This window comes from Enterobacter sp. HK-058-C-ECC (assembly GCF_047531125.1).
In the GTDB taxonomy this organism is placed as follows: domain Bacteria; phylum Pseudomonadota; class Gammaproteobacteria; order Enterobacterales; family Enterobacteriaceae; genus Enterobacter; species Enterobacter quasiroggenkampii.
On record NZ_JBLKCH010000003.1, the window covers coordinates 291,104 to 317,005 of the forward strand.

The window sequence follows — 25,902 nt, forward strand, 5'->3', positions numbered from 1 at the left end:
CTTACCCGGCCTACGTTCGGGCAAGAGTCTACTTCAACACATACCCATACAGCCGCTTAATCCCGTCGGCATCTTTCTCGCTGTAAACGCCCTGCAGTTCCGGCGAGAAGCCCGGCAGCAGGTTGATGCCCTCCTCCAGCGCCAGGAAGTAACGCTGTACCGCCCCGCCCCAGACTTCACCCGGGACCACGCACAGTACGCCCGGCGGATAGGGCAGCGCCCCTTCGGCCGCAATTCGCCCTTCGGCATCCCGTATGCGAACCAGCTCCACGTCTCCGCGAATATACGCCTGATTGGCATCCTGCGGGTTCATCACCACCTCAGGCAGGCTCTCCTTGCGGAACATCGCCTTCTGCAAATCCTTCACGTCAAAGCTGACGTAGAGATCGTGCATCTCCTGGCACAGCTGGCGGAGGGTATAATCCCGGTAACGCACCGGGTATTTCTGGAAGATCGTCGGCAGCACGTCCGCCAGCGGCGTATCGTCTTCAATATGCTGTTCAAACTGCCCCAGCATCGCCACCAGCTGCGCCAGCTTCTCGCTGCTTTCGGCAGGCGTCAGCAGGAACAGAATCGAGTTAAGGTCGCATTTCTCCGGCACGATGCCGTTTTCACGCAGGTAGTGCGCCAGAATCGTCGCCGGGATCCCGAAATCGGTGTACTCCCCGGTTTCGGCATCGATGCCCGGCGTGGTCAGCAACAGCTTGCACGGGTCGACAAAGTACTGCTCGCTTGCATAGCCCTCAAACCCGTGCCATTTGGCCCCCGGCTCGAAGCTGAAGAAGCGCAGCTCGCTGGCAATGGCGTGCGTCGGATGATCCTGCCACGGCCGCCCCGCCACCACCGGCGGGATAAACGGTTTAATCATATGGCAGTTGGCAATGATCGCCTTGCGCGCCTCAATGCCCAGCTCGACGCACTCCGCCCACAGCCTGCGTCCGCTCTCCCCTTCATGTATTTTCGCGTTGACATCCAGTGCCGCAAATAGCGGGTAAAACGGGCTGGTGGAGGCATGCAGCATAAAGGCGTTGTTCAGCCGCTTGTGCGGGCAGAAACGCGCCTGACCACGAATGTGGTTATCCTTTTTATGGATCTGCGAGGTTTGCGAGAATCCGGCCTGTTGTTTGTGCACCGACTGGGTCACGAAAATCCCCGGATCGTTCTCGTTCAGCTCCAGCAACAGCGGGGATGTTTCCGCCATCATCGGAATAAACTGCTCGTAGCCCACCCAGGCGGAGTCAAAGAGGATGTAGTCGCACAGATGGCCGATCTTGTCGATCACCTGACGGGCGTTGTAGATCGTCCCGTCGTAGGTGCCTAGCTGAATGATCGCCAGACGGAACGGACGCGGCTCGTCGGCCTTCTCCGGCGCCGTCTCGCGGATCAGATCCCGCAGATACGCGTCGTCAAAGCAGTGGTCGTCAATCCCGCCAATAAAGCCAAACGGGTTACGTGCGGCCTCCAGATAAACCGGCGTGGCACCCGCCTGGATCAGCGCCCCGTGGTGGTTAGATTTATGGTTGTTGCGGTCGAACAGCACCAGATCGCCGCGGGTGAGCAGCGCATTGGTCACCACCTTGTTGGCCGCCGACGTCCCGTTCAGCACGAAGTACGTTTTATCTGCGTTGAACACTTTCGCCGCGAATTTTTGCGCATGCTTGGCGGACCCTTCGTGGATCAGCAGATCGCCCAACTTCACGTCGGCATTGCACATGTCGGCGCGAAACACGTTCTCACCGAAGAAATCATAGAACTGTCGCCCTGCCGGGTGTTTTTTGAAAAAGGCGCCGTGCTGGTGTCCTGGACAGGCGAAAGTGCTGTTGCCCATCTCCACATACTGACTCAGGGTGTCGAAAAAGGGCGGCAGCAGGTTCTCTTCGTAACGGCTGGCAGCAGTTTCCAGCTCCAGAAACTCCTGAGCTTTACCCGTGATGACCGCGGTGGCGCCGTCAGGCACCTCCGTTGGCTCCTGAGAGAAAATAAACACCGGTAGCTGAAAGCCCGTGCGTTTCAGCAATGCAAGGATGCCGCTGCGACTCTCTGTCGTCGTCATGACGACGGCTGCCACATCGGTGAAATCCGTGCTGTCCAGCGTCACCTTTTCGCGGTGCGTAGACACAGTTGAGAGCAGCTCGCGGCTGACGGCGATTTTCATGGTTTTCATAAGCGCAATTACCCTCACCGAACGGTGAGACAGGGAGGAGAAAATTCGCGCAATAATGTCACCTTTTATTTTGAGGTGCAAGAAGGAATCAGTATGCACGAAACCACCCAAAGCTAAGGCCCGCGCAGTGCTGACGTGCCATAATAATGCAATATCAATGATTAAATAACAGGAGTTAATTTTGGTTATCGGGCCATTTATCAACGCAGGAGCCGTATTGCTGGGCGGCGTACTCGGCGCAGTGCTAAGCCAGCGGCTGCCGGAGCGTATTCGCACCTCCATGCCCTCAATATTCGGCCTTGCATCGTTAGGGATCGGTATTCTGTTGGTGGTCAAATGCGCCAACCTGCCGGTGATGGTGTTGGCCACCCTGCTCGGCGCGCTGATTGGCGAATTTTGCTATCTGGAAAAAGGCATTAACAGCGCGGTGAGCAAAGCCAAAAACCTGATAGCCCGACCGGGCAAGGCGAAACACGGCACGCACGAGACGTTTATTCAGAACTATGTCGCCATCATTATTCTGTTTTGCGCCAGCGGCACCGGGATTTTCGGTTCGATGCAGGAAGGGATGACGGGCGACCCGAGCATTTTGATTGCAAAAGCGTTTCTTGATTTCTTCACCGCCACCATTTTTGCCACCACGCTCGGCATTGCCGTGGCGGCGATTTGCGTCCCGATGCTGCTTATCCAGCTGGCACTGGCTACCTGCGCCACGTTAATTCTCCCGCTCACTACGCCGGCGATGATGGCAGACTTTACCGCCGTCGGCGGCCTGCTGCTGCTGGCTACCGGGCTGCGCATCTGTGGGATCAAGATGTTTGCCGTGGTGAACATGCTGCCCGCACTGCTGCTCGCCATGCCGCTCTCCGCGCTCTGGACGCACTTTTTCGCTTAAGGATGCGGCGAAATGGTGAGAGATTGCGCAGTCCGTAACGAAAACAACATTTTTCGTTGACGCCACCGGGCAGATCGGGTTTAATGCGCCCCGTTGCCCGGATAGCTCAGTCGGTAGAGCAGGGGATTGAAAATCCCCGTGTCCTTGGTTCGATTCCGAGTCCGGGCACCACTATTTAGAAAACCCAGCCTATGGCTGGGTTTTTGCTATATGGCTACGGCCGATTTCTGGGCGCTGATAAGCGTGGCTTTCATGCAGGCACGCTTACGCTAATAGCCCGGTAAGTTAATACAGGTGGTGGTTCTTTTTTATCACTTAATTTTGCCGGATAAATTGCTGACCTGATTTGAAAGGTTGTCGTTGCTCCGCTTCATGTCATCAAGGCTTCTTTGCAATCGCTCGATCTTACTCTCCTGCTCAGAATTCTTTCTCTCAAGCTGTGAAACCTTCTGAGTTAGCTCATCGACTTTGCGGTTGTTGGACTTCATCTTCCTCAGGCTATCCTGCATCTCCTGTAGATCCGACTCCCTGAAATCAGAAGGCTCGATTTCATCTGCATCAGAAATTACCGGGATATATCCTAGATTACCGCTGCTGGGTTTGATACTAACCTGAACTTTATTTAGACCCGCAGAGTGCGCGTAACCTATTGAAGAAAAATAAAAAAAAGAAACAACACACAGACCAGACAGATATTTATTCATTTCTAACGTCCTTTTAAATTTTTCAATCACTTCCAGGAGTCTCCTTCTGGTATCACCCGCTCAGGATAAAACACTTGGCTTAGCCTCAGGCAGTTCATAAACGGGGTTAAAGAGCAGAAGATACTATTCGTTTTTCATTATAATACGCGTTTCCTCTCCCCCAAAATCCAACCGCCACCCGCTCATTTTTTGCCACCTTACATCCGCCGGTATCGAGATAAGCGCGTTAACACGCACCTTATTAACGAACCCGCCCTCGTGGCGGTTTTTTGCTTTTGAATTCCTGACAACTTTAGGGATCGTTCCCACCTGTGCCCAGCAGTTTGTTTTTGAAGATAAACAAACACGCCTCGTTGAAATTCTCCGCCCCCAGCCGTTCTGAGAGCGCCGTCCGTTTGCGATAGAGACTTTTCACCGACGTATTCAGCTCGCCTGCAATCTCCTCCATTGACATCCCTGCCCTCAGCAACCGCAACATGATCGTTTCATGCGTGCTCAGCCGTAAATTCAGCAGCCACTTCGTGGTCAGGCGACGGCCCTTCATATTGAGCACCAGGTTAAACAGCGAGGCCATATCCGGCGCCGTCAGCGACGTATTCATAAACAGCTTCATACTGAGCAGATTCTCCTCGCGGTGTCGCATATCAAGCATAACGCAGCAGATCGTTTTTCTCGTTCTGGCCGGATGGCGTATCAGGTAATCATATAAACGGAGCGGACAACGACTATCAATCAATACAGAATATTCATCTGCACCGTTATCAAATATGTTTCTGTCAATCGAATCGAGCAGGATAATATCCGGAAAAAATATCCGCATGCCCCTGACAAGGTAGCGATCCTGAGTCACTAACACTATTGAAGTTGCCACTAACCATCCCTTTTAGATTAAAGCAAGAACGATCCTGCGAAAAGAATACCGCCTTCGTTTTATAGCGCTGTTATATTAACGATAAATGTATTCTGGCTTTGGACATCCCTCAATACACACATTGATGAGTAAGACTTCCTGTAGACTATCATTCAATGGCTGCCATTAATTATAAATAAAAAACAATCGCAGAAAAGTCACTTCTCTAAACATTAAGAATTTTTGTCATGAAACTTCCCAAACATGCACCAGAAAGTACTTTAATTGAGGCAGATAAGCGTCATTAAAAATATATACAAAACTGTCACAATAAAAATAAAACCATTATATTTCAATGCATTACAATTAATAATTCAATTCAAAATAAACACAAAAAGCTGCTCATTACAGAATTATCTCAAAACTACGCAGCCGCTTTTCAGCATATTTATCCGGCAACATATCAGGTGTACATTACCTCCCATCCAGTCTACTGAGATGAGGTTCCATAATTACCTTTAAGTAAGTACCCAGTAACATCACTGCATTCAGATTTAATGTTCTCATTTATGGCCTTTTACGCTGAGCTTAAAGGCGGCCGTGTTATGCAATGGATTCATGAAAAACAAATGGCAAATAGATATGGAAAGATCACTTAGCTTCAGTACATTATTCTTTTATCGCACCCCAACATTATTGTTTCTGTTATTACTCTTTCCTGTTCTGGTTCAGGCTACGGAATCCGTTTATGAGCAACAGATTCAACAGGCGCGTAACGGTAATTACACGTCGTTTCTCGATTATCTTCAGCGTTATCAGCAGCAGCATGCCCTGACGCCTGAACACGTTGCGGACTGGTTACAGGTGGCGGCCTGGGCAGGCCATGATGACGAGGTTATTCAGGTCTGGCAGCGCTACAGCATTTATATGCCGCTGCCCGCCCGCGGCGTTGCGGCTGTCGCACAGGCCAGGCGAAATCAAAAAGCGTGGCAGCCCGCTCTGGCGCTCTGGAAAGAAGCGCGCAGCCTTGCGCCGGATAACGACGATTATCGTATCGGCTATATCAAAACCCTGGCCGATGCCCGTAAAGATACGGTTGCCCTGCAGGAAGCCCGACAGCTGGTGGCGGAGGATCCCTCGCAGGCGCATCTCCAGACACTGGCGTACGTCTGGCAACGCCAGGGAAAAAGCTGGGATCGGATTTTAGCCGACACGCGCGCGCTGGATATCGCGCCAGAAAATCACGCGCTTCTTCGCGAGCTGATCGACGCGCTAACGGATAACCGGGTCAATACCCCCGCGCTCCTGCTTTCACAAAAGGTGGCGCTGTCCCCCGCGGAACGTCGTCGTCTTGAGCTGAATGCCGCAGCCGAAAGCGTTCGCCTTGCAGATGTGCCAGGCAGATCAGAAAAGGAGCGCCTGCAACTTGCGCAATCTGCGCTGAATCGTTACGACGCGCTGCTGTCTCGCTGGCAAGGCGATCCACAGGCGGCGGAAGACATCGTCCTTGCGCGTATCGACCGGCTCGGCGCGCTGTACGCTCATGCCGATTACCCGCGGGTCATCAGCGAATATCAGGATCTGACGGCAGCCCGGCATCCGGTGCCGGGCTGGGCAATCGGCTGGGTGATCTCCGCATATCTGCAGGAGAAAAACGCTGCCGCCGCCTTCGCGCTTCTGCAACGCTATCCGCAATACGCATCTGACCCGCAGGACGAAGAGCACGCGCTTTTCTACGCCTGGCTGGATACGGGAGAGTATCCGTCCGCCCGCCGGTATGCAGAGCGCCAGTCCCGCAACGTTCCCAGGACCCGTTACGATTTCGGTTCCCCTACCCCTCAGCCGAACGATCGATGGCTTGCCGGTCAGTCGCTCCGTTTTAACTATTTGCTGGCGACGAATGCCCTGCCGGAAGCCGAAAAGCTGGCGCGACGTCTGGCGACAACCGCGCCGGGCAATCAGGGATTGCAGATTGACTACGCCACGCTGCTTCAGGCGCGGGGTCTGCCGCGCGCGGCGGAGCAAACGCTGAAAATGGCGGAGGCGCTGGAGCCCTCGAATCTGGAGCTTGAGCAGCAGCAGGCTTACGTCGCTATGGATCTGCAGGAGTGGCGGCAGATGGATTTACTGGCCGACGACGTCATCACCCGCGCGCCGCGCGATCGCAGCGCCAGGCGTCTGGACAGGCTCCGCACCGTCCACCATATGTCCGAGTTGCGCCTCAACGCGAGCAAGGGTTTGCACTCCGATAACCCCGTCAGCGGGACGCACGACCTCAACTGGGACGCCACGCTCTATGGCCCGCCCGTAGCGGATAACTGGCGGCTGTTTGCCGGCACCCGCTATGCAGAGGGTAATTTCGATGAAGGCAAAGGCACCAGCCGCCATCTGTTGGGCGGTATCGAATGGCGGCCACGCGATCTCCAACTCGAAGCCGAGCTCTCCAGCAACCGCTATCACGGGGCGAACAAGCCGGGCGCTCGCCTCTCAACAACGTACTTTGTCACCGATAACTGGCAGGTCAGCGGCAGCCTTGAGCGCCTGTCGCGCACCACGCCCCTGCGGGCGTTACGCAACGGGATCAGCGCCAACCGGGGGGAAGGCGGGGTGCGCTGGTATCAAAACGAGCGTCGTGAATATCAGTTCAACGCCGCCCTCAGCCGCTTCTCGGACCATAACCGCCGACAGGAATACACCCTCACGGGTAAGGAGCGTCTCTGGCAGACACCGTCCCTGACGCTGGATCTCGAACCGGGGATCGCTGCCAGCAAAAACAGCCTGCGGGACACCCTCTATTACAACCCGGCACGGGATCTTTCCGTGACGGCCGCCCTGGCCGTTGACCATGAGATGCTCCGCCATTACGACACCCTCTGGAGCCAGCAGTTCGTGGCGGGAGGCGGCCGCTACTGGCAGAAAAATCAGTCCGCTGGCGCCATCGCTCTGCTGGGTTACGGACAACGCGTTCAGTGGAACAACGTCATGGATACCGGCGTGATGCTGAACTGGGACAAGCGCCCTTACGACGGCAAACGCGAGAGCAACCTCTCCGTCACGTTTGATGCGACTTTACGCTTTTAAGGATGATGATGATGAACACACGTTTTTCCGCGAGCCTGATACTCCTCGGCTGGCTCTGCCTCAGCGCGAGCGTCTGCGCGCAGGCATTTTCGTTTATTGCGCCCAAAGATCGGCCGCAGCTGGAGGCGAGCAAACCCTGGCCGCAGAACCAGTTTCTGGTACTGGCCTACCACGACGTCGAAGACGATGCCGCCGATCAGCGCTACCTCTCCGTGCGAACCAGCGCGCTAAACGAGCAGATAAGCTGGCTGCTGCACAACGGTTATCACGTCATCAGCGTGCAGGACATTCTCGATGCCCATGACGGAAAAAAAACGCTGCCGCCCAAAGCCGTTCTGCTCAGCTTTGACGATGGCTACAGCAGCTTTTACACCCGCGTCTGGCCACTGCTTCAGGCGTGGAACGTTCCTGCGCTGTGGGCGCCGGTGGGCAGCTGGGTGGATACGCCGGAAAATCAAAAAGTTAACTTCGGCGGCCTGATGACGCCCCGCGATCGCTTCGCGACGTGGGACATGGTGCGCGAGCTCAGCCGGTCTCCGCTGATTGAGATCGGATCGCACACCTGGGCCTCGCATTACGGCATCCCGGCTAACCCGCAGGGCAGCCGCGAACCGGCCATCGCCAACCGCTTTTATGATAAAGCGACGGGCCGCTATGAAACCGATCGGCAGTTCAACCAGCGGATCGGCGATGACGTTCGCAAAGTGACTGACAAAATCACGCAGGTAACGGGCAAGGCGCCGCGCGCCTGGGTCTGGCCCTATGGTGCGGCCAACGGCACGTCGCTTGCCATCGCCAGACAGCAGGGTTATCAGCTGGCCTTTACCCTTGAAGACGGGCTGGGGAACGTGCAGGAGCTGGGGAACATCCCTCGTCTGCTGATCGCCGGTAATCCCTCCCTCAAGGCATTTGCCAGTACGGTCAGCCAGGTTCAGGAGCGCGAACCCGTGCGCGTCATGCACGTCGATCTCGACTACGTTTACGATCCCGATCCGGCCCAGCAGACCCAAAATATCAACAGGCTGATCCAGCGGGTCTACGACATGAAAATCAGCCATGTTTTCCTGCAGGCGTTTGCCGACCCGCAGGGCGACGGCAGGATCAAGGCGCTCTATTTTCCCAACCGCCAGCTGCCGGTCCGGGCCGATCTGTTTAATTTTGTCTCCTGGCAACTGCAAACCCGCGCGGGCGTGAAAGTCTTTGCGTGGATGCCGGTTCTCTCGTTCGATCTCAATCCTGCCCTGCCGCGCCTGCAGTGTCGGGACCGCTCGTCAGGCCAGCTGCGCGAAGCCACCGATCCCTATATCCGGCTCTCCCCGTGGGACCCGCAGGTGCGCCAGCAGGTGACGGACATCTATGAAGATCTGGCCCGCTATGCCAGCTTCAACGGGATCTTGTTCCATGACGATGCGGTGCTGACCGACGTGGACGATGGCCCTCAGACCACAACACGTCAGAAAAGCCAGCTGCTGATTGGGTTTACCCATGCCCTGAGCCTGGCGGTGAAGCACATTCGCGGCCCGCAGATAAAAACCGCCCGCAATATGTTCGCCTTACCCATTCTGCAGCCCGAAAGCGAAGCGTGGTTCGCGCAGAATCTTGACGATTTTCTGGCGGAGTATGACTGGACGGTGCCGATGGCCATGCCGCTGATGGAGTCCGTCCCGGCAGACGAAAGTGATGCATGGCTGGCGCGTCTGGTGAAAGCGGTCGCCACGCGTCCCGGCGCGCTCGATAAAACCATTTTTGAACTGCAGGCCAGGGACTGGGATCGGAAACCGCAGCGCGCCGTTTCCGACAGCCAGCTGGCACAGTGGATGCGCGTGCTCCAGCTGAACGGCGTCAAAAATTACGGCTACTACCCCGATGATTTCATCAACAACCAACCTGATATCTCACGCATCAGGCCTGTATTTTCTTCGTACTGGTACCCTGACAATGACTGATCGCATTATCGCCTTTTCCATTTTATGTCTGGTATTCGGGTTGCCGTTAGGCGTGGCCGCCCTCTTTACCGGCGAGCTGATTCTGGATTTTGTGTTCTTCTGGCCGCTGTTCATGTCCGTGCTCTGGATAACCGGCGGGCTCTATTTCTGGTTTCAGCTTGAACGCCACTGGTCGTGGGATAAAGAGACGCCCGCCCCGACGCTCGCCGGTGAGCCGCTCATCTCCATTCTGATCCCTTGCTTCAACGAGGAACGAAATGCCCGGGAGACGATTAGCGCCGCGCTGGATCAGCGGTATGAAAATATCGAGGTTATCGCCATCAACGACGGCTCGTCTGACAACACCGCGCAGGTGCTGCAGGCGCTGGCGCAGGAGCAGCCACGCCTGCGGGTGATTAATCTCGCGGAAAACCAGGGGAAAGCGCTGGCGCTCAAAGCCGGGGCAGCGGCGGCCCGGGGCGATCTGCTGGTCTGCATTGACGGTGATGCCCTTCTCGATCGCGATACGGCAGCGTATCTGGTGGCGCCGCTGATTCAGTATCCCCACGTTGGGGCGGTCACCGGGAATCCGCGTATTCGCACGCGCTCCACGTTGATCGGCCGCATCCAGGTGGGCGAGTTCTCATCGATTATCGGGCTCATCAAACGGACGCAGCGGATCTATGGCCGGGTCTTTACCGTCTCGGGCGTCATCGCCGCCTTTCGCCGACAGGCACTGGCGGACGTCGGGTACTGGAGCCCGGACATGATCACCGAAGACATCGACATCAGCTGGAAGCTGCAGCTGCGCCACTGGGATATTTTTTTCGAGCCGCGGGCGCTGTGCTGGATCCTGATGCCGGAGACGCTCAAGGGCCTGTGGAAACAGCGTCTGCGCTGGGCCCAGGGCGGCGCGGAGGTGTTTCTGGTCAACCTTCGCAGGATTGTGCGCTGGGAGCATCACCGCATGTGGCCCCTGTTTCTCGAGTATGCCCTGTCAACGCTGTGGGCCTTCGCCTATGCGATGACGGTGCTGTTATTTATTCTCAGCCATATCGCTCCTGTTCCTGCCAGGCTGACCGTGGAGAGCCTTTTTCCACCGGAGTTTACCGGGCTACTGCTGGGCGTGATGTGCCTGCTGCAGTTCCTCGTCAGTTTGTACATCGAACGGCGCTATGAACGGAAGGTGGCCAGCTCGCTTTTCTGGGTGATCTGGTTCCCGATGGTGTACTGGATGATCGGCCTGTTCACCACCCTTGTCGCATTTCCAAAAGTCATGCTTAAACGCCAGCGTGCCCGCGCGCGCTGGATCAGTCCGGACCGGGGAAAAGGACGCATTTAATGAACGAAAATACCTTAATTCTGACCGAACATCGGCTGTTGCCACGTCTTTTCGATGCCGCGTTAACGCTGGTGGCGTGGGGAGGCTTTCTGTTTTTCCTGTATGCCCGGCTCTGGATGCAGCTCACCGAGGAGAGCGACTACCGCTGGGGCGTCATTATTGCGTCTTTTAATACGGTGTTGCTCTACCTGCTGTTTGCCGCGCTCAACGGCTGGCTGCTGATTTTGTGGTATCAGTACAATCGCCGTCGGGCCCACGTGAGGCGGCGTCAGCCGGGCTATTTTCACCAGGAGGAGCTGGCCCGCAGCTTTAATGTTTCACCGCAGATCATCTCCGAGATGAGCCAGTACAACCTGCTGACGGTCTATCATGACCAGATTGGCCGCATCATCGATCTGAAGATCAACGGGCAGGAAGAGGAAGAACAGTAACGAAAAGCCCCCGCAGGATGCCCTGCGGGGGCTTTTTTGTTGCGGGTAAGAGCTACTTATCTTTAACCACGATCAGCGGCTCAATATCGCTCTCTTTCTTCACCACCAGCGAGTCATCGCCGCGCAGGCAGGTCCCACCGTAGTTCCCGCCCACGGTAAAGGTACAGACCTGAATGTACTTGCCGTCGACGTTTGGCAGGCACCACAGCTGCTGGTAGATGTTTTTACGGTCGACAAACTTGCCGCTGGATTTATCCAGCAGTTCGTCCTGGGCGCTAATCAGGTCGATATTGCTGCCGCAGCGCCCGGCAATCGGCTTGACGGCGTATCCGGTCTGCTTCAGCAGATCGTTGACCTCAAAATCGGTGTCGAGCAGGTAACGGTGATTCGGGAACAGTTGCCACAGCACCGGAAGAATCGCCTTGTTGCCGGGAATGACGGTCCACAGCGGTTCAAAGACCAGCACCTCCGGGCGCAGCAGGACGTCAATCAGGCGCACTTCGCCTTCAGGATGCCCGGTCCGGATCGGCACGGCGGCGTATTCGGTTTCGCTGACCTCGCGGATCTGCTCTATCGCCGTCTCCCACGCCCAGGTTTTCCACACGCAGTTGACGTGGCGACTTTCGTCGTCAATCAGCTGTCCGGCGGCATCCCAGCTGAGCGCCCCCAGCCCGTGGAGGATTTTGGTCTCGAACCCGGCCTGCATCAGCGAACGCTGAAGAAAGAGCGCGTGATAGTCCTCTTCGACATCATTGTCCTGCATGATGTGGACAAACGGCCGCGCGTGGCTGTGCTTCCAGGCGCCGGTCAGCTCTTCCAGCAGCCCTTCTGCCGGGTTATGCCCGTTGCCGCGATAGCCATTTTTCACCCACTCCTCAAGGATAAGCCCGCCCTCGGTATGGCAGGAGGCGGAGTCGGCGTTGTACTCGTAGACCTTGATGCCGCGCTCATCCATGCAGAAATCCATACGACCGGTGATCATATGGTGACGACGCCACTGCCAGGAGAGGCGCAGGCGCGGCCAGAGGATTTTCGGGATGTCGAAAAGCGCCAGCAGGCTGTCGTCTCTCAGCACCTTGTCCGTGGCGTGCAGATACATCAGGTGCAGCTCGTTGGTGGCTTTGATCAGCTCCTGTTCGGCGCTTTCGGTAATGGTGAAGTACTGGCAGGGATCTTTATTGATCACGTGCCCGTTGGCGCGAATATACGCCTGCTGCAGCGCGTCATTTTCGTTGAGCCACTTGCCGTCGAACTGACGTTTGTTTTTCAGCCGCGCGCCGCTGATTTTCAGCAGTTCGCCGTCGATTTCCGGCTGGGGAATGCTGTATTCCGTATCGTCGGTCTGGATCATCCAGCCGAGAATTTCCGTGTCGTTGAAGGTGTCATGGAGGGTATAACGCCCGTTCTCCACGCTCAGGCGCAGTTCGCGCGTCCACTGCTGCCCGAGCGGCAGCGCAGAGTGGATGACGTTCTGCTCGGCGATACGCACCTTATCGTCCAGAAGCTGGGTGATCACCGCCACGTGGCCGGTCTCATGAAACTCGCCGCCCTTTTGCCAGATCAGCAGCGCCCCGGCGCGCGGCGCGCGTTTTGAGCCGTTGGCAAAAGCCTGAAGGGGCAGAATGTTATCGTTCACCACCTGACGCAAAAAGCGCAGGGAGAAGATCTCCCACGCCATGCCGACGTCGGTAAACACGAAGCCATAGTTGAGAAACAGGAAACGGCGGGCAAACTCAACGCACTGCCACTTGTGGCCCATGTATTCGTTGCCGATGTAGCTGCGAAAATCCGCGTCTTCCGGATAGTTTCGCGGGTCCAGACTGCCGTAATTTGAAGAGTAAATCGCCACGCCACCGGGCGCATAGCCTAACAATGTCCCGAAGGGCGCATCACTGCTTAACGTTCCTTTACGCATGTATCCAACCTAAAACAGGCAGGCGGCAATTTTTATAGGTTGTCGTCGTCTGCACGTTGTAATTAACCTGACAGAGGAGCGTTTATCATACACCTGCGTGGTAAATAATTCGCCTTACCCGGCCGACAAAACACAAAACCCTGTAGGTCGGGTAAGCGAAGCGCCACCCGACACGTTTAAGGCTCACATCTTAAACAACCAGCACGCCGCAAAATGTCCTGGCGCGATCTCCTGCATCGCTGGCTCCTGTGTCTGGCAAACCGGCATGCTATGCGGGCAGCGGCTGCAGAACTTACAGCCCGGCAGCGCGGACGTAGGGCCGGGCATTTCGCCGCGCAGGGTTGCGTCTTCGAGGTTGCGAATGCGCGGGTCGGGCTGGGGAACCGCCGCCAGCAGCGCGCGGGTATAAGGGTGCGCCGGACGCTGATACAGCTCATTCGCCGGGGCCACCTCCACCAGCTTACCGAGGTACATCACCCCAATGCGGGTGGAGATATGACGCACCATCGAGAGATCGTGGGCGATGAACAGATAGGTCAGCCCCAGCTCCTGCTGCAGATCCTGCAGAATATTCACCACCTGCGCCTGCACCGAGACGTCCAGTGCCGAGAGCGGCTCATCGCACAGCACAAATTCAGGGCGTACGGACAACGCGCGGGCAATACTGATGCGCTGGCGCTGCCCGCCGCTGAACTCATGCGGGAACCGCTCAAGGTGCTCCTGCTTCAGCCCGACTTTGTAGAGCAGCGTTTCCGTCCGTTCGCGCTGTTCTTCACGGCTGTAGCCGTGGATCTGCAACGGCTCGGCCACCAGCTGTCGTACCGTCATGCCGGGGTTAAGCGAGGAGTAAGGGTCCTGAAAAATTGCCTGCATACGTTTACGCAGCGGCTTGAGCTCTTTTTCGCGGGCGTGGGCAATCGCCTGTCCGGCAAAGTGGATTTCTCCCGCAGTGATATCGAAGAGGCGCAGGATGGCGCGCCCGAGGGTAGATTTCCCGCAGCCGGATTCGCCCACCAGGCCAAACGTCTCGCCGGGCTGGATATCAAAGCTCACGCCATCAACCGCCTTCACGGCCGCGCCTTTACGCAGCAAACCGCCGTTAAGCGGATAGTGTTTGCGCAGATCGCGCACGCTCACTAATGGCACCTGTTGTTCACTCATGCCTGAATCTCCTTATCGGCCCATAGCCAGCAGGCGGCGCGATGGCCCTCTCCCATGGCGTAAAAAGCGGGCTGCCGTTCACACTGGGGCATGCGTTTCGGGCAGCGTTCGGCGAAGGGACAGCCCGGCGGCGGGTTAAGCAGGCCAGGCGGTGCGCCTTCAATGGGCGATAAACGTTGATTAACCTCATCCGGACGCGGCAGCGAGGCCAGCAGCCCCTGGGTGTAAGGATGCGCAGGGCGATAAAAAATGTCTTCCACGCTCCCCTCTTCCATTACCAGCCCGCCGTACATCACCACCACGCGGCTGCAGACCTGCGCCACCACGCCGAGATCGTGGGTGATCAGCAGAATCGCGGTTTGGGTCTGCTGTTGCAGGCTTTTCAGCAGACGCAGGATCTGCGCCTGAATGGTGACGTCCAGCGCGGTGGTCGGCTCATCGGCAATAAGCAGCTTCGGGTTGCAGGAGAGCGCAATGGCGATCATCACCCGCTGGCGCATCCCGCCGCTAAACTCGTGGGGATACTGGTCGTATCGGCGTTCCGCCTCGGCAATCCCCACCTGTTCCAGCATGGCGATCGCCGCCGCTTTGGCCGCTTTTTTGGTCAGTCCTTTATTGCGCATCAGGATCTCGGCCATCTGTTTGCCGATGGTCAGCACCGGGTTCAGGGCGGTCATCGGATCCTGGAAAATCATCGCGATCTCGTTGCCGCGAATAGCGCGCATCTGCGCAGGGGTTTTCTGCGCCAGATCGTCATTCTGGAAGCGAATGCTGCCGCCGGTTATCCGTCCATTGTTCCCCAGAAGCTGAATGATCGACTTACAGGTGACGCTTTTCCCGCAGCCCGACTCGCCGACGATGCCGACAAGTTCTCCCGGCTGCACCTGAAAGCTCACGCCGCGCACCGCGTGAACCTCGCCCTCGCGGGTGCGGAAGGTGGTTTGCAGGTTCTCAAGCGCTAACAGGTTACTCATCGCGATTCGCTCCTGGCTCAAAGGCGGTGCGGAACACATCGCCCAGCACGTTAAAGCTGAACACCGTCAGCAGGATCAGAATGCCGGGGAACATCGCCAGCCACGACGCTTCGCCAATATACGACTGAGCGTTGTTGAGCATGCTTCCCCACGACGCCGCCGGTGCCTGCACGCCGAGCCCAAGGAAGCTGAGCGTCGACTCCATCAGAATGGCCGAGGCGATATTGAGCGTGGCCGCCACGATAATGGTCGGCAGCACGCCGGGAATAATGTGGCGCACGATAATGCGCAGCGGGTTTTCCCCCGACGCGCGGGCATAAAGCACATACTCGCGCTCTTTCACCGATAAGGTTTCTGCGCGCACCAGCCGCGACATGTTCATCCATGTCAGCAGGCTGATGATCAGAATGATGTTATCCACGCCCGGCTTGAGGTACGCATTCACCACCAGCAGCAGGAAGAAGGCCGGAATTGCCATCAGGATATCCACGGCGCGCATCATCAGGTTATCCAGCCAGCCGCCAAAATAGCCGCTTACCGTTCCCACCACCGTACCGATAAGCGTGGAAAAGAGCATGGCGAGAAAACCGACCATCAGGGAGATCTGGCCGCCATACAGCGCGCGGGTAAAGTAGTCGCGTCCATACTCGTCGGTGCCGAACCAGTGTGCGGCATCCGGCGGTAGCGTGCGTGCGCCGAGCGCCATCCGATCCGGATCGTACGGACTTAACCCCGCACAGAGCGCGGCGACAACGAAAATAAAAAGCACAAACAGGGAGAACTGCGCCGGACGATTGCGGCGCAGCTGGTGACGAACCTGCTGCCAGCGTCTGCTCATCCGGGTTACCTCAGCGTACGAATGCGGGGATCGGCGAAGCGATAAAGCAGATCGGCGATCAGGTTACCGACGATCAGCATCATCGATGAGAGCATGATGATCGCCATGATCAGCGGGTAGTCCAGCGAGGCGATCGACTGGATCCCAAGCAGCCCCATCCCCGGCCACGAGAAGACGCTTTCCGTCACATAGGCCCCCACAATCAGCTCACCAAACGACAGGCCGAACAGGGTGATCACCGGCAGCAGCACGTTTTTCAGCACGTGGCGGAACAGAATGCTGGAACGCGTGGCGCCGTAAGCCAGCTGGGTCTGCACGTAGTCGGCCGAGAGCTGCGAGATGGTGTTGGAGCGGATGTAGCGCACGTAGCTGGAAAGGTTATAAAACGTGAGGGCAATACACGGCAGCACGCCGTGACGCAACACGTCCAGCGCATTATCTTCCATACCGATGGTGCGCATCCCCATGCTGGGGAACCAGTTAAGCTGCACGGCAAAGACCGTAATGAGCAAGATGCCGAACCAGAAAATCGGCACCGAGATGCCGATATAGGCGAACAGGTTCAGGAGATGATCCAGCCAGCGGTGCTTAAATGCCCCCGCCAGCAGGCCGAGCGGGATGGCCAGCACGATCGCCAGCAGCAGCGACGCGCCCATCAGCCCCAGCGTGGCCGGAATGCGTTCGCCGATCATCTCCAGCACCGGACGGTGGTAGATCAGCGAATAGCCGAGATCGCCCTGCAGGACGTTTTTCAGCCACAGGACGTACTGCGTGACCAGGGGCTTATCCAGCCCCAGGCTCTGGCGGATACGTTCGATATCTTCCGGAGCCATACGCGGCGTAATGTACGCCGCCACCGGATCGCCGGGCGCGAGTTTGACCAGCAAAAACGCCACCAGTGAAATAAAGAACAGCATCGGCAGCAGCTGCAGCAGCCGACGCGTGAGAAGTGTGTTCACGACATGCCCTTACCAAGGCCCCGACCCGACGGTCGGGGCAATCGCTTATTTCTGATAGATTTTTGACAGATCCTGGAACAGATAGACCGGTTTCGGCTCCGCTTCCTCGGTACCGCCAAAACGCTTGTCCACCGCGACGGTCGCATTGGTATAGGTGATCGGGTAGTACGTCATGTCGTTTGCCACCGTTTGCTGAATTTGCTTGTAGATCTCAGCCCGTTTCGCGGCGTCAGTTTCCACGGCGCCTTTATCCCACAGGGCATCAAACTGCGGATTTTTGTAGTGCGCGTAGTTATACGCTTCATTGCTCATGAACAGCGATTTGTAGCCGTCCGGCTCGGAGCCCATGATGTAGCCGCCCAGGTTCAGCTCCCACGCGGTGTTGTTCATATCGAGGCTGCGCTGAGACATGGCGTTGGAGTCCAGCGGCATCAACTCCACGTTCACCCCAATACCCTTCAGCGCCTGCTGAATATAGAGCGCCATGCTCTCCTGGGTTTTGTTGGTGTTCACATACGCCAGGCGCAGCTTGAGGTTGTCCGGCGCACCGGACGCTTTAAGCCGCTCTTTGGCCTTTTGCAGATCGAATGTGTACTGTTCAACGTCATCCGTTTTGTAAAGCGTATCGGGCGTCAGGAACGAGGTCGCTGGTTTGGCGTAGTCCAGCGAGGTAAAAGCGGTCTGGGTCAGCTCGTCTTTGTTGATGGCGTAAGCAATGGCCTGACGCAGCTCTTTGCTCTTCATCACCGGCACGTTCTGGTTGAACGTCATATAGGCCAGGCGGCCTTCCGGATAGACCACGAAGTCAAACTTACCGGTATTTTTCAGACGGTTCACATCCTGCGGATCAACCATCTTGAGGTTGATTTCACCGTTTTGCAGCGCAAGGTTGGCGGCGTTACTGTCTTTGGCGAAACGGTAGGTGACCGAATCGAGCTTCGCTTTGCCGTTCCAGTAATCGTCAAAAAGGGTCAGGGCGTAGTACTGCCCGGCGCGGTACTCTTTAAATTTGAACGGCCCGGAGCCGACCGGTGCATCGTTTTTGCTGCTCTTTTCCAGGTCGCCTTCGCTGGCGAACACGTGCTGCGGGATCGGGTAGATCTGTACCAGCGTGCCGGTAAAGGCCGCGCTGACCTGCGGTAAGGTGAACTTAACGGTGCGGTCGTCAACCTTGCTTACCTGTACCGGCTTATCGCCGTAGGTGAACATGCTGCGGAAGAAGCTGTGCTGTTTGGCATCCAGCAGCTTATTGAACGTAAAGACCACGTCGTCCGCCGTCAGCGGCTGTCCGTCCTGCCATTTCAGGTTGGGTTTTAACGTCAGGGTGTAGCTCAGGTTATCGGCGGAGGGCGTCAGGCTTTCCGCCAGGCCCCACTCGATCTTACCGTTGTTGAAGCTATAGAGCGGGGCATAGAGCGCCTGCATGATGGTTAACGTGGTACGGTCGCTGGCATAGAGCGGATTCACGGCTAACGGATCGCCGGAGGTAATCCCGATAATCAGCGAACCGCCCGCTTTTGGCGCGTCGCTTTTTGCCGCAGGGGGCGTATTGGTCTCTTTATTTTTCGCATCATCACAGCCCGCCAGGCCTAACGCGATCGAAACGACCACTGCCGATAACAGAAGCTTGCGCATCTCACTAACTCCTTGCCTTATAAAGTGTTTATGACTGCATCTTTTATTTATGTTGAAGCATCATATGCAGCTTTATCCATTAACGCATTAGTTATGAAAATGCGATTTTCGATTAAGCTTATGCCAGATTTGATATATATAAGCAGCAGAAGGAATAGCGGTTAATTGCTTGCGCTCACAACGTTAAACGGTTCACAAATCTCCTGCTACACTGCCTCAACACATCACAAAAAAGGCAGGCCAACATGTCAGACAACACCTATCAGCCACCCAAAGTGTGGGAATGGAAAAAGAACAACGGCGGCGCGTTCGCCAACATCAACCGCCCCATTTCCGGCGCAACGCATGAGAAAGATCTTCCTGTCGGTTCGCACCCGCTGCAGCTCTACTCGCTGGGAACACCGAACGGCCAGAAAGTGACGATCATGCTTGAAGAGCTGCTGGCGCTGGGCGTGACGGGCGCAGAGTACGACGCGTGGTTGATCCGCATCGGCGAGGGCGATCAGTTCTCCAGCGGCTTCGTTGAGGTGAACCCGAACTCGAAAATCCCGGCACTGCGTGACCACTCCACGAACCCGCCAACGCGCGTCTTTGAATCCGGCAATATCCTGCTCTATCTGGCAGAGAAATTCGGCCACTTCCTGCCGAAAGATCCCGCGGGACGCACCGAGACGCTGAACTGGCTGTTCTGGCTGCAGGGCGCGGCGCCGTTCCTCGGCGGCGGTTTTGGCCACTTCTACAACTATGCCCCGGTGAAAATCGAGTACGCGATTGACCGCTTCACCATGGAAGCTAAACGCCTGTTCGACGTGCTGGATAAACAGCTGGCGCGCGGTCGCTACGTGGCGGGTGAGGAATACACCATCGCGGATATCGCCATCTGGCCATGGTTCGGCTGCGTGGCGCTGGGCAGCGTGTACAACGCCGCCGAGTTCCTGGATGCAGAGAAGTACACCAACGTGCAGCGCTGGGCGAAAGACGTGGCGAATCGCCATGCCGTTAAGCGCGGACGCATCGTTAACCGCACCAGCGGCGAGCTGAACGAGCAGCTCCACGAACGCCACGCGGCGAGCGACTTCGAGACCAATACGGAAGATAAGCGTCAGGCGTAATGTTCTGCCGGCGGATCGCCGCCCGGCAACAGAGATCCTTGCTCAGGGCATGATTGGCCTAAAGGTTGAGCCGGTATTGCTGGCACTATCTGTGCGTTTTTCTCATCTCAGAGTGAGAAGTGACGTATCAACCGACAGCAGTCACAAAGGATCTGTTATGAAACTGATTAAAACAACGCTGGTTATCAGCGCCCTCATTTTTTCCACCTCGGGAATGGCCATCGATAAAACCGCCGCTGGCGCGGTAGCAGGCGCTGCCATTGGCGCGGCCACGGGCAAAGATCTGAAATCGACCGTTGGCGGTGCCGTTGTTGGCGCAGGCACGGGGGCTATGTTCAAAAACGGCGACAAAGGTAAAGCCGCGCGTAAAGGCGGCGCCGTAGGGGCTGCCGTGGGCGCAGGTGCCGCGGCGGTTACCGGCAAGAGCGTGCTGAAAGGTGCAGCCGTTGGCGCGGGCACGGGCGCGCTGATTGGTGAAGCGACGCACTGATAAACTTCGCCGGGCGTCGCAGCGCGTGCCCGGCCTCATGGCTGTTCAGTAATAACTCCCTGCACCCAATCACGACTTTTTGCCCTCAACTTAAGGCCAGAAATGTCACCCGGAATACATCAATGGTGATCGTCATACTGATGCTCAATCACCATCCCTTCCGCCACGCTCGCCACATGGCGTGCACGCGGATGATAGACCGGTGCAGGAGCGGCATACGTTGTTTGTGCCGGTGCAGGCGCAACGCTTACCGCCTCAGGAACCGTGGCTGACTGCGGAACAATCACGACCTTATACCCGGCAGGGACATCGACCGTGACGCTCTGGGCCATCGCAGTATTGACCACGGCAAAACCTGCCAGAGCAGCAAATAAAATAATACGGTTTTTCATAAATTGAATTATTTCCGGTATCAAGAAGATAATTCATTATGTCGACTGAATCTTAAGACAATATTAATTTTCATGTTCTGGAATGTGCAGAAAATGCCAAATACATTGTTACAAGCAAATAATTTAATATTTAAAAAATATTGACTTACCTTTTTAAAAAGGCGGCAAGAAATACGCTTGCATGCCGCCTCACCTGTTATGTTAATACTTAATATCCCGCGCTTTTTGCCGTCCGGCCTGTTTCATCTGACGCTTGTCCTGGCGGCAGTCGTGATTACTCTGGTTATTGTTCGCCACGCAGGTCTGCTTCACCTGCCGTGACGCGTCGCGGGTTTCCTGTCTGACATCACGCGCTACGCGCCGTTCCTGCGCCTGCTGGGTCGCACTGGCGGAAACCGAGAAAAGCGTCAGAAAAATGAGAGAAAGGACAGGGATAAAAGATAACGATCTGTTCATAGCAACACCTCGTAGAAGAGAGCCCAGAACGTCAGGGGTTAGCAAAAGAATAGCAGTTTCAGCGCCGCTGAATGAGGAAGGCGTTAATAATATAAGGCCGCACAAGGCGGCCTTATCACGTTGCGTTATGCCGTCAGGCGGAACTTCTGCACCGAGCGCTGAAGATCTTCGGTCTGACGCTCAAGCGCCGCCGCCGCCGCGGAAACCTCCTCCACCAGCGAGGCGTTTTGCTGCGTAACGCCGTCCATCTGGGTAATGGCAATTCCGACCTGTGAAATGCCCTTACTCTGCTCCTCTGAGGCCGAGGCTATTTGCTTCATAATGGTCGTCACTTCCGTCACGTCCCGCAAAATCGCATCCATGGTGGTGCCGGTATCGCCCACCAGCTTCGCCCCCTGCTCGACGCGGGACACGGAGTCAGTAATCAGCCCTTCAATCTCTTTTGCCGCGTTGGCGCTGCGGCTTGCCAGGTTGCGAACTTCGCCTGCGACAACGGCAAAGCCTCGGCCCTGTTCGCCCGCGCGCGCCGCTTCAACCGCCGCGTTGAGTGCCAGAATATTGGTCTGGAAGGCAATGCTGTTAATGACGTTGGTGATTTCAGCAATTTTCTTCGAGCTTTCCGAAATACCGCTCATGGTGGTCACCACCTCTTCCACCAGAGAGCCGCCGCGGCTGGCGGTGGTTGAGGCCACATCGGCCAGCTGGCTTGCCTGGCGCGCACTCTCGGCGTTCAGTTTCACCGTGGCGGTCAGCTGTTCCATGCTGGCAGCAGTCTCTTCCAGCGCCGCCGCCTGCTCTTCGGTACGGGAAGAGAGATCGTTGTTACCGCTGGAAATCTCCGTCGCGCCGCGCCAGATATTCTCACTGCCGGAGCGGATCGTGCTGACCGCTTCGCGCAGGCTGTCCTGCATGGCGCTCAGCAGCGGCACCAGCTGGCCCACGCAGTTGCGGCCGAACGGCTCGATGGGCTGGCTGAGATCGCCCTGGGCAATCTGGCGGAACTGCTGGCGAATGCGATCCAGCGGTTTAACCAGCATCGCCACCAGGTAACGGTCGGTGAAGAGCAGGATCAGCAGGCCGACGATCGTGGCGATGATAATCACCGTGCGGGTCATGCTGGTCAGGCCGTCCACCACCACGCGGGTACTGTCGAGCGACTTCGCGGCAGCATTGTTGAACTCTTCGGCCGCCGCACCGAACGCGCGGCTCAGCGGTGGGGTGACGTTGTTGGCCTGCTGACGATAGCCGTCCAGCGCGCCCAGTTTCGCCTGCTGCATTTGCGGCGTCACGCCCTGTTCGAGCAGTGCCTGCCAGGCACCGATCGCCCGTGAAGAGACCTGCTCATCCATTGGGCCTGGAGAAATGGCTTTCATCTCAGCCAGCTTCTTGCCCATGTTATCCAGCGCCTGCTGGGCAGAGGCCAGATCCGGCGTGCCGCCTGCGGCTTTGACTTCCATTGCGCGGCTCAGACGGGTCACAAAGCGGAAATACTGATCGTTGCCCTGACTGAGCACCGTCATCTGCTTGACCAGCTGGCGGTCCACCTCGTTGCCATCTGAAACGCGAGACAGGGACCAGGTGCTGTAAAGCCCCACACCCGCCCACATTAAACAAAAGATCCCGAGAATCGCCAGCATGACGAAACGGATCGTGAAATTACGGAGCATATTCATAAGTCTTCCTTGCCGTGAGGGTGAATTCGCCCAGAGGCGAGTACTTCTCTCGTTATCGGCAGGAAAGAGGGAAATTATAACGTTTTGTGATCATTTTTAATTAGCGTGGCTTCACTGGTCGCACAGCCGCCGTTAACCATTATCTTCGCGCTTTGTGGTGTGATAAGTTCAGAATGAAAACGACGTTTCAAAAAATTATCGATAAGAAAAGGAGACATCATGTCCTGGTATCCTGCCCCTGACCGCTACGAGAACATGCAGTACCGCCACTGTGGCAAGAGCGGCCTGCGCCTGCCCGCGCTGTCGCTGGGACTGTGGCACAGCTTCGGTCACGTCCAGCCTCTTGAAGCCCAGCGGGCGCTGCTGCGCAAAGCCTTCGACCTCGGCATCACCCATTTCGATCTGGCCAATAACTACGGACCTCCGGCGGGTAGCGCGGAAGAGAATTTCGGCCGCCTGCTGCGGGAGGACTTTGCCGCGTACCGCGACGAGCTGGTTATCTCCACCAAGGCCGGTTACGACATGTGGCCGGGGCCATATGGTTCGGGCGGGTCACGCAAATATCTGCTCGCCAGCCTCGATCAAAGCCTGAAGCGCCTGGGCGTCGAATACTTGGATATTTTCTATTCCCACCGCGTGGATGAAAACACGCCGATGGAAGAGACAGCCTCTGCGCTGGCACAGGCTGTGCAGAGTGGGAAAGCGCTGTATGTGGGCATTTCCTCCTACTCAACCGGGCGCACGCAAAAAATGGCCGAGCTGCTGCGCGAGTGGAAGATCCCCCTGCTGATCCACCAGCCGTCCTATAACCTGCTCAACCGCTGGGTCGATAAGACCGGTTTGCTGGATGCGCTGGCAGCAAACGGGACCGGGTGTATCGCCTTTACCCCGCTGGCGCAGGGGCTGCTGACCGGAAAATACCTGAACGGTATTCCTGAAGATTCTCGCATGCAGCGTGAAGGCAAGAAAGTCCGCGGTCTGAACGAAAAAATGCTGACCGAAGCCAACCTGAACAGTCTGCGTTTGCTGAGTGAGATGGCGCAGGCGCGGGGTCAGACCATGGCGCAGATGGCGTTGAGCTGGTTGCTGAAAGACGCGCGCGTGACGTCAGTGCTGATTGGCGCAAGCCGCCCGGAACAGATTGAGGAGAACGCCCGGGCGCTGGATAACCTGCACTTTACTGAGGATGAACTCAAGCGGATTGACCAGCATGTCGCGGATGGAGAGTTGAATCTGTGGCAGGCGTCGTCGGATAAATAGTGCGGTCTGATGCCCTCACCCTGGCCCTCTCCCACAGGGAGAGGGAGCTTAAGTGAGGGGAATTACTTCTTACTGATCTTATCCAGATACCCCATCACAAACGCAGACAGCACAAACGTCAGATGGATAATGACATACCACATCAGTTTGTTATCCGGCACGTTCTTCGCGTCCATAAACACGCGTAACAGGTGGATAGAAGAGATCGCCACAATCGACGCGGCCACTTTATTCTTCAGCGACGAGGCATCCATTTTGCCCAACCAGCTGAGCTTCTCTTTACGCTCGTCGATATCCAGCTGGGAGACAAAATTCTCGTAGCCGGAAAACATCACCATCACCAGCAGTCCGCCCACCAGGGTCATATCCACCAGCGACAGCAGAACCAGAATCAAATCCGCCTCGGCAATAGAAAAAATGTTCGGCAGAACGTGCAGAATTTCCTGAAAGAACTTAATCGTCAGCGCGATAAGCGCCAGAGAAAGGCCAAAATAGACGGGGGCCAGTATCCAGCGAGAGGCGTACATGGCGTTTTCAAAAAAGCGTTCCATAAAGTCCTGTTTGCAAAAGAAACCAGCGCCCAGTATATCCCAATGGCGCTGACTGTTTGCAATAACTCACCAGTCTGGTGACTCAGACGTTGTCGGGGTTAACTTCCGGACGGGCGTACTCCGGCCAGACCAGCACCACCAGCTCCGGGTAGGCTTCCAGGCTGAACTCACGAAAACACTGACGCAAATTTAATACGTCCAGATCGGAATAAGAGACCTTCTCGCCGTTAAGGCAGCGTTTTTTGATATTGTCATAATATTTATACACGGCTGAATTCAGGTCGCTACAGCGACGCTGTGCCTCAAACAGTCCTGGCGTGTCATTAATTTCCGACATTTTCATACGTTTAATTGTCGCGTGTAAAAAGTCGATATATTCATGGTTCACCCGCCAGTACCAGACAGGCGTAACGGAGTTCATCAAAACAGAGAAATGGTCTTCTCCTTCCTCTTTTGTCATGAGTTCCGGTTGCGGCGGTTCACTGGCGTCTTTCGACACTTTCGTTTTATTGAACTCCTGCATCAATAAAAGCACACCAGCGGTCAGTAATAGTAATGTGATGACCGTAAAAAAGATGCTGTTCATGGGTAGGCTCCATTTTTTTTGATTTTAAATTTGCCTCATGATATTGTCAACGAATCTCACGCCTTTACCAACCCCACCCTGTTGAAATTAAAGGAAATTAAAAATGCTGCCCGACTATCTCGTCCCGGCTAAGTACCACATTACGCCTGTGGAACAGCAACCGATGGAAGCAGAAAAAGAGGTCAGTTTCACTCAGGGGAAAAGAAAGCTCTCTGATTTCGAGCCTGATATATTAATTGGTGTTTCCCGCACCGGCAAATCCCGTAATATGTTGCTGGAAGAGCACGATCGCCATATTAAAGACCGCTTATTTCGCGCCATAAAAATTGAAGCCTTCGTCCACCTGCTGAACGATCTGCAGGCCGAAGGAGAAATAGATGCCCAGAAACTAAGTCAAATATTGGCCGAAAAAACCAAAGAAATTAACGAAGCGGGCAATGAAATTTGGCTTAACTTAATTACGCGTGAAAAAAACAACCCAATTTTTTATAGCCTGGGGGAGGATTAA

General features: G+C 56.2%; 23 protein-coding genes and 1 tRNA gene. 10 read left to right on the top strand and 14 right to left on the bottom strand.

The window, feature by feature from the left end; genetic code table 11:
* Positions 1-28 precede the first annotated feature (28 nt).
* Positions 29-2,164 (bottom strand): ornithine decarboxylase, encoded by a 2,136-nt coding sequence (locus ACMWJS_RS09495; RefSeq protein WP_414746985.1) that lies wholly within the window; start codon positions 2,162-2,164, stop codon positions 29-31.
* A gap of 181 nt (positions 2,165-2,345) precedes the next feature.
* Here ACMWJS_RS09495 and ACMWJS_RS09500 point away from each other — a divergent pair, with 181 nt between their 5' ends.
* Together ACMWJS_RS09500 and ACMWJS_RS09505 are read left to right on the top strand one after the other, a co-directional pair.
* Positions 2,346-3,059 carry a DUF554 domain-containing protein gene (locus tag ACMWJS_RS09500; protein WP_032653359.1) on the top strand — a complete coding sequence of 238 codons (714 nt, stop codon included), beginning with the start codon at positions 2,346-2,348 and terminating at the stop codon, positions 3,057-3,059.
* A gap of 95 nt (positions 3,060-3,154) precedes the next feature.
* A tRNA-Phe gene (locus ACMWJS_RS09505) sits at positions 3,155-3,230 on the top strand.
* A gap of 140 nt (positions 3,231-3,370) precedes the next feature.
* On the opposite strand, the gene ACMWJS_RS09510 is transcribed toward ACMWJS_RS09505, so the two are convergent.
* Positions 3,371-3,763, bottom strand: coding sequence for a hypothetical protein (locus ACMWJS_RS09510; RefSeq protein WP_045910153.1), 393 nt, complete (start codon positions 3,761-3,763; stop codon positions 3,371-3,373).
* Between the two features lie 292 nt (positions 3,764-4,055).
* Complete coding sequence (locus ACMWJS_RS09515) at positions 4,056-4,583, bottom strand: LuxR C-terminal-related transcriptional regulator (protein ID WP_045909946.1); 528 nt, start codon at positions 4,581-4,583, stop codon at positions 4,056-4,058.
* 672 nt (positions 4,584-5,255) lie between these two features.
* On the opposite strand from ACMWJS_RS09515, the gene pgaA reads away from it, so the two are divergent.
* Genes pgaA through pgaD form a run of 4 tightly spaced genes read left to right on the top strand, consistent with a single transcriptional unit; the run spans position 5,256 to position 11,392 of the window.
* Positions 5,256-7,694 carry a poly-beta-1,6 N-acetyl-D-glucosamine export porin PgaA gene (pgaA, locus tag ACMWJS_RS09520; RefSeq protein WP_414746986.1) on the top strand — a complete coding sequence of 813 codons (2,439 nt, stop codon included), beginning with the start codon at positions 5,256-5,258 and terminating at the stop codon, positions 7,692-7,694.
* An 8-nt stretch (positions 7,695-7,702) separates the two neighbouring features.
* Positions 7,703-9,640: a poly-beta-1,6-N-acetyl-D-glucosamine N-deacetylase PgaB gene (pgaB, locus tag ACMWJS_RS09525; protein WP_414746987.1), complete on the top strand. Its 1,938-nt coding sequence runs from the start codon at positions 7,703-7,705 to the stop codon at positions 9,638-9,640.
* Positions 9,633-10,961: a poly-beta-1,6-N-acetyl-D-glucosamine synthase gene (gene pgaC, locus ACMWJS_RS09530; RefSeq protein ID WP_048224868.1), complete on the top strand. Its 1,329-nt coding sequence runs from the start codon at positions 9,633-9,635 to the stop codon at positions 10,959-10,961. The genes pgaB and pgaC overlap by 8 nt, the downstream gene beginning before the upstream one ends.
* A complete protein-coding gene (gene pgaD / locus ACMWJS_RS09535) occupies positions 10,961-11,392 on the top strand; it encodes a poly-beta-1,6-N-acetyl-D-glucosamine biosynthesis protein PgaD (RefSeq protein WP_111967477.1) in 432 nt (143 codons plus the stop codon). The genes pgaC and pgaD overlap by 1 nt, the downstream gene beginning before the upstream one ends.
* 52 nt (positions 11,393-11,444) lie before the next feature.
* On the opposite strand, the gene gss is transcribed toward pgaD, so the two are convergent.
* The 6 genes from gss to ACMWJS_RS09565 form a co-directional block, all read right to left on the bottom strand.
* Positions 11,445-13,307 (bottom strand): bifunctional glutathionylspermidine amidase/synthase, encoded by a 1,863-nt coding sequence (gene gss / locus ACMWJS_RS09540; RefSeq protein WP_414746988.1) that lies wholly within the window; start codon positions 13,305-13,307, stop codon positions 11,445-11,447.
* Between the two features lie 183 nt (positions 13,308-13,490).
* Complete coding sequence (locus tag ACMWJS_RS09545; RefSeq protein ID WP_334755975.1) at positions 13,491-14,468, bottom strand: ABC transporter ATP-binding protein; 978 nt, start codon at positions 14,466-14,468, stop codon at positions 13,491-13,493.
* The gene (locus ACMWJS_RS09550) at positions 14,465-15,442 is read right to left on the bottom strand and encodes an ABC transporter ATP-binding protein (protein WP_031275156.1); all 978 of its coding nucleotides are present in this window, start codon (positions 15,440-15,442) and stop codon (positions 14,465-14,467) included. The genes ACMWJS_RS09545 and ACMWJS_RS09550 overlap by 4 nt, the downstream gene beginning before the upstream one ends.
* Positions 15,435-16,280 (bottom strand): ABC transporter permease, encoded by an 846-nt coding sequence (locus ACMWJS_RS09555; protein WP_021242100.1) that lies wholly within the window; start codon positions 16,278-16,280, stop codon positions 15,435-15,437. The genes ACMWJS_RS09550 and ACMWJS_RS09555 overlap by 8 nt, the downstream gene beginning before the upstream one ends.
* Positions 16,281-16,285: 5 nt before the next feature.
* Positions 16,286-17,239 (bottom strand): ABC transporter permease, encoded by a 954-nt coding sequence (locus tag ACMWJS_RS09560; RefSeq protein ID WP_008499794.1) that lies wholly within the window; start codon positions 17,237-17,239, stop codon positions 16,286-16,288.
* 45 nt (positions 17,240-17,284) lie between these two features.
* The gene (locus ACMWJS_RS09565; protein WP_414746989.1) at positions 17,285-18,874 is read right to left on the bottom strand and encodes an ABC transporter substrate-binding protein; all 1,590 of its coding nucleotides are present in this window, start codon (positions 18,872-18,874) and stop codon (positions 17,285-17,287) included.
* Positions 18,875-19,119: 245 nt separating this feature from the next.
* On the opposite strand from ACMWJS_RS09565, the gene yghU reads away from it, so the two are divergent.
* Positions 19,120-19,986, top strand: a complete 867-nt coding sequence (gene yghU / locus ACMWJS_RS09570; protein WP_008499796.1) for a glutathione-dependent disulfide-bond oxidoreductase — start codon at positions 19,120-19,122, stop codon at positions 19,984-19,986.
* 157 nt (positions 19,987-20,143) lie between these two features.
* Positions 20,144-20,476, top strand: coding sequence for a glycine zipper domain-containing protein (locus tag ACMWJS_RS09575; protein ID WP_008499797.1), 333 nt, complete (start codon positions 20,144-20,146; stop codon positions 20,474-20,476).
* A 119-nt stretch (positions 20,477-20,595) separates the two neighbouring features.
* Here the strand turns inward: ACMWJS_RS09575 and ACMWJS_RS09580 are convergent, their stop codons facing one another.
* The 3 genes from ACMWJS_RS09580 to ACMWJS_RS09590 all read right to left on the bottom strand — a co-directional run bounded on the left by ACMWJS_RS09580 (position 20,596) and on the right by ACMWJS_RS09590 (position 22,997).
* Entirely contained in the window at positions 20,596-20,868 is a 273-nt protein-coding gene (locus tag ACMWJS_RS09580) for a hypothetical protein (RefSeq protein ID WP_045909956.1), read from the bottom strand.
* A gap of 201 nt (positions 20,869-21,069) precedes the next feature.
* Entirely contained in the window at positions 21,070-21,324 is a 255-nt protein-coding gene (locus tag ACMWJS_RS09585; protein WP_048029030.1) for a hypothetical protein, read from the bottom strand.
* A gap of 125 nt (positions 21,325-21,449) precedes the next feature.
* The gene (locus ACMWJS_RS09590; protein WP_104950115.1) at positions 21,450-22,997 is read right to left on the bottom strand and encodes a methyl-accepting chemotaxis protein; all 1,548 of its coding nucleotides are present in this window, start codon (positions 22,995-22,997) and stop codon (positions 21,450-21,452) included.
* Between the two features lie 219 nt (positions 22,998-23,216).
* On the opposite strand from ACMWJS_RS09590, the gene ACMWJS_RS09595 reads away from it, so the two are divergent.
* Positions 23,217-24,257, top strand: a complete 1,041-nt coding sequence (locus ACMWJS_RS09595; RefSeq protein ID WP_334755972.1) for an aldo/keto reductase — start codon at positions 23,217-23,219, stop codon at positions 24,255-24,257.
* 62 nt (positions 24,258-24,319) lie between these two features.
* On the opposite strand, the gene ACMWJS_RS09600 is transcribed toward ACMWJS_RS09595, so the two are convergent.
* Both ACMWJS_RS09600 and ACMWJS_RS09605 read right to left on the bottom strand, forming a co-directional pair.
* Positions 24,320-24,808 carry a TIGR00645 family protein gene (locus ACMWJS_RS09600; protein WP_008499805.1) on the bottom strand — a complete coding sequence of 163 codons (489 nt, stop codon included), beginning with the start codon at positions 24,806-24,808 and terminating at the stop codon, positions 24,320-24,322.
* 82 nt (positions 24,809-24,890) lie between these two features.
* On the bottom strand, positions 24,891-25,394 hold the full coding sequence (locus tag ACMWJS_RS09605) for an ESA_00282 family adhesion-associated protein (RefSeq protein WP_045909961.1): 504 nt from the start codon (positions 25,392-25,394) through the stop codon (positions 24,891-24,893).
* 103 nt (positions 25,395-25,497) lie between these two features.
* Between ACMWJS_RS09605 and ACMWJS_RS09610 the strand changes: the two genes are divergently transcribed.
* Positions 25,498-25,902 carry a hypothetical protein gene (locus ACMWJS_RS09610; protein WP_414746990.1) on the top strand — a complete coding sequence of 135 codons (405 nt, stop codon included), beginning with the start codon at positions 25,498-25,500 and terminating at the stop codon, positions 25,900-25,902.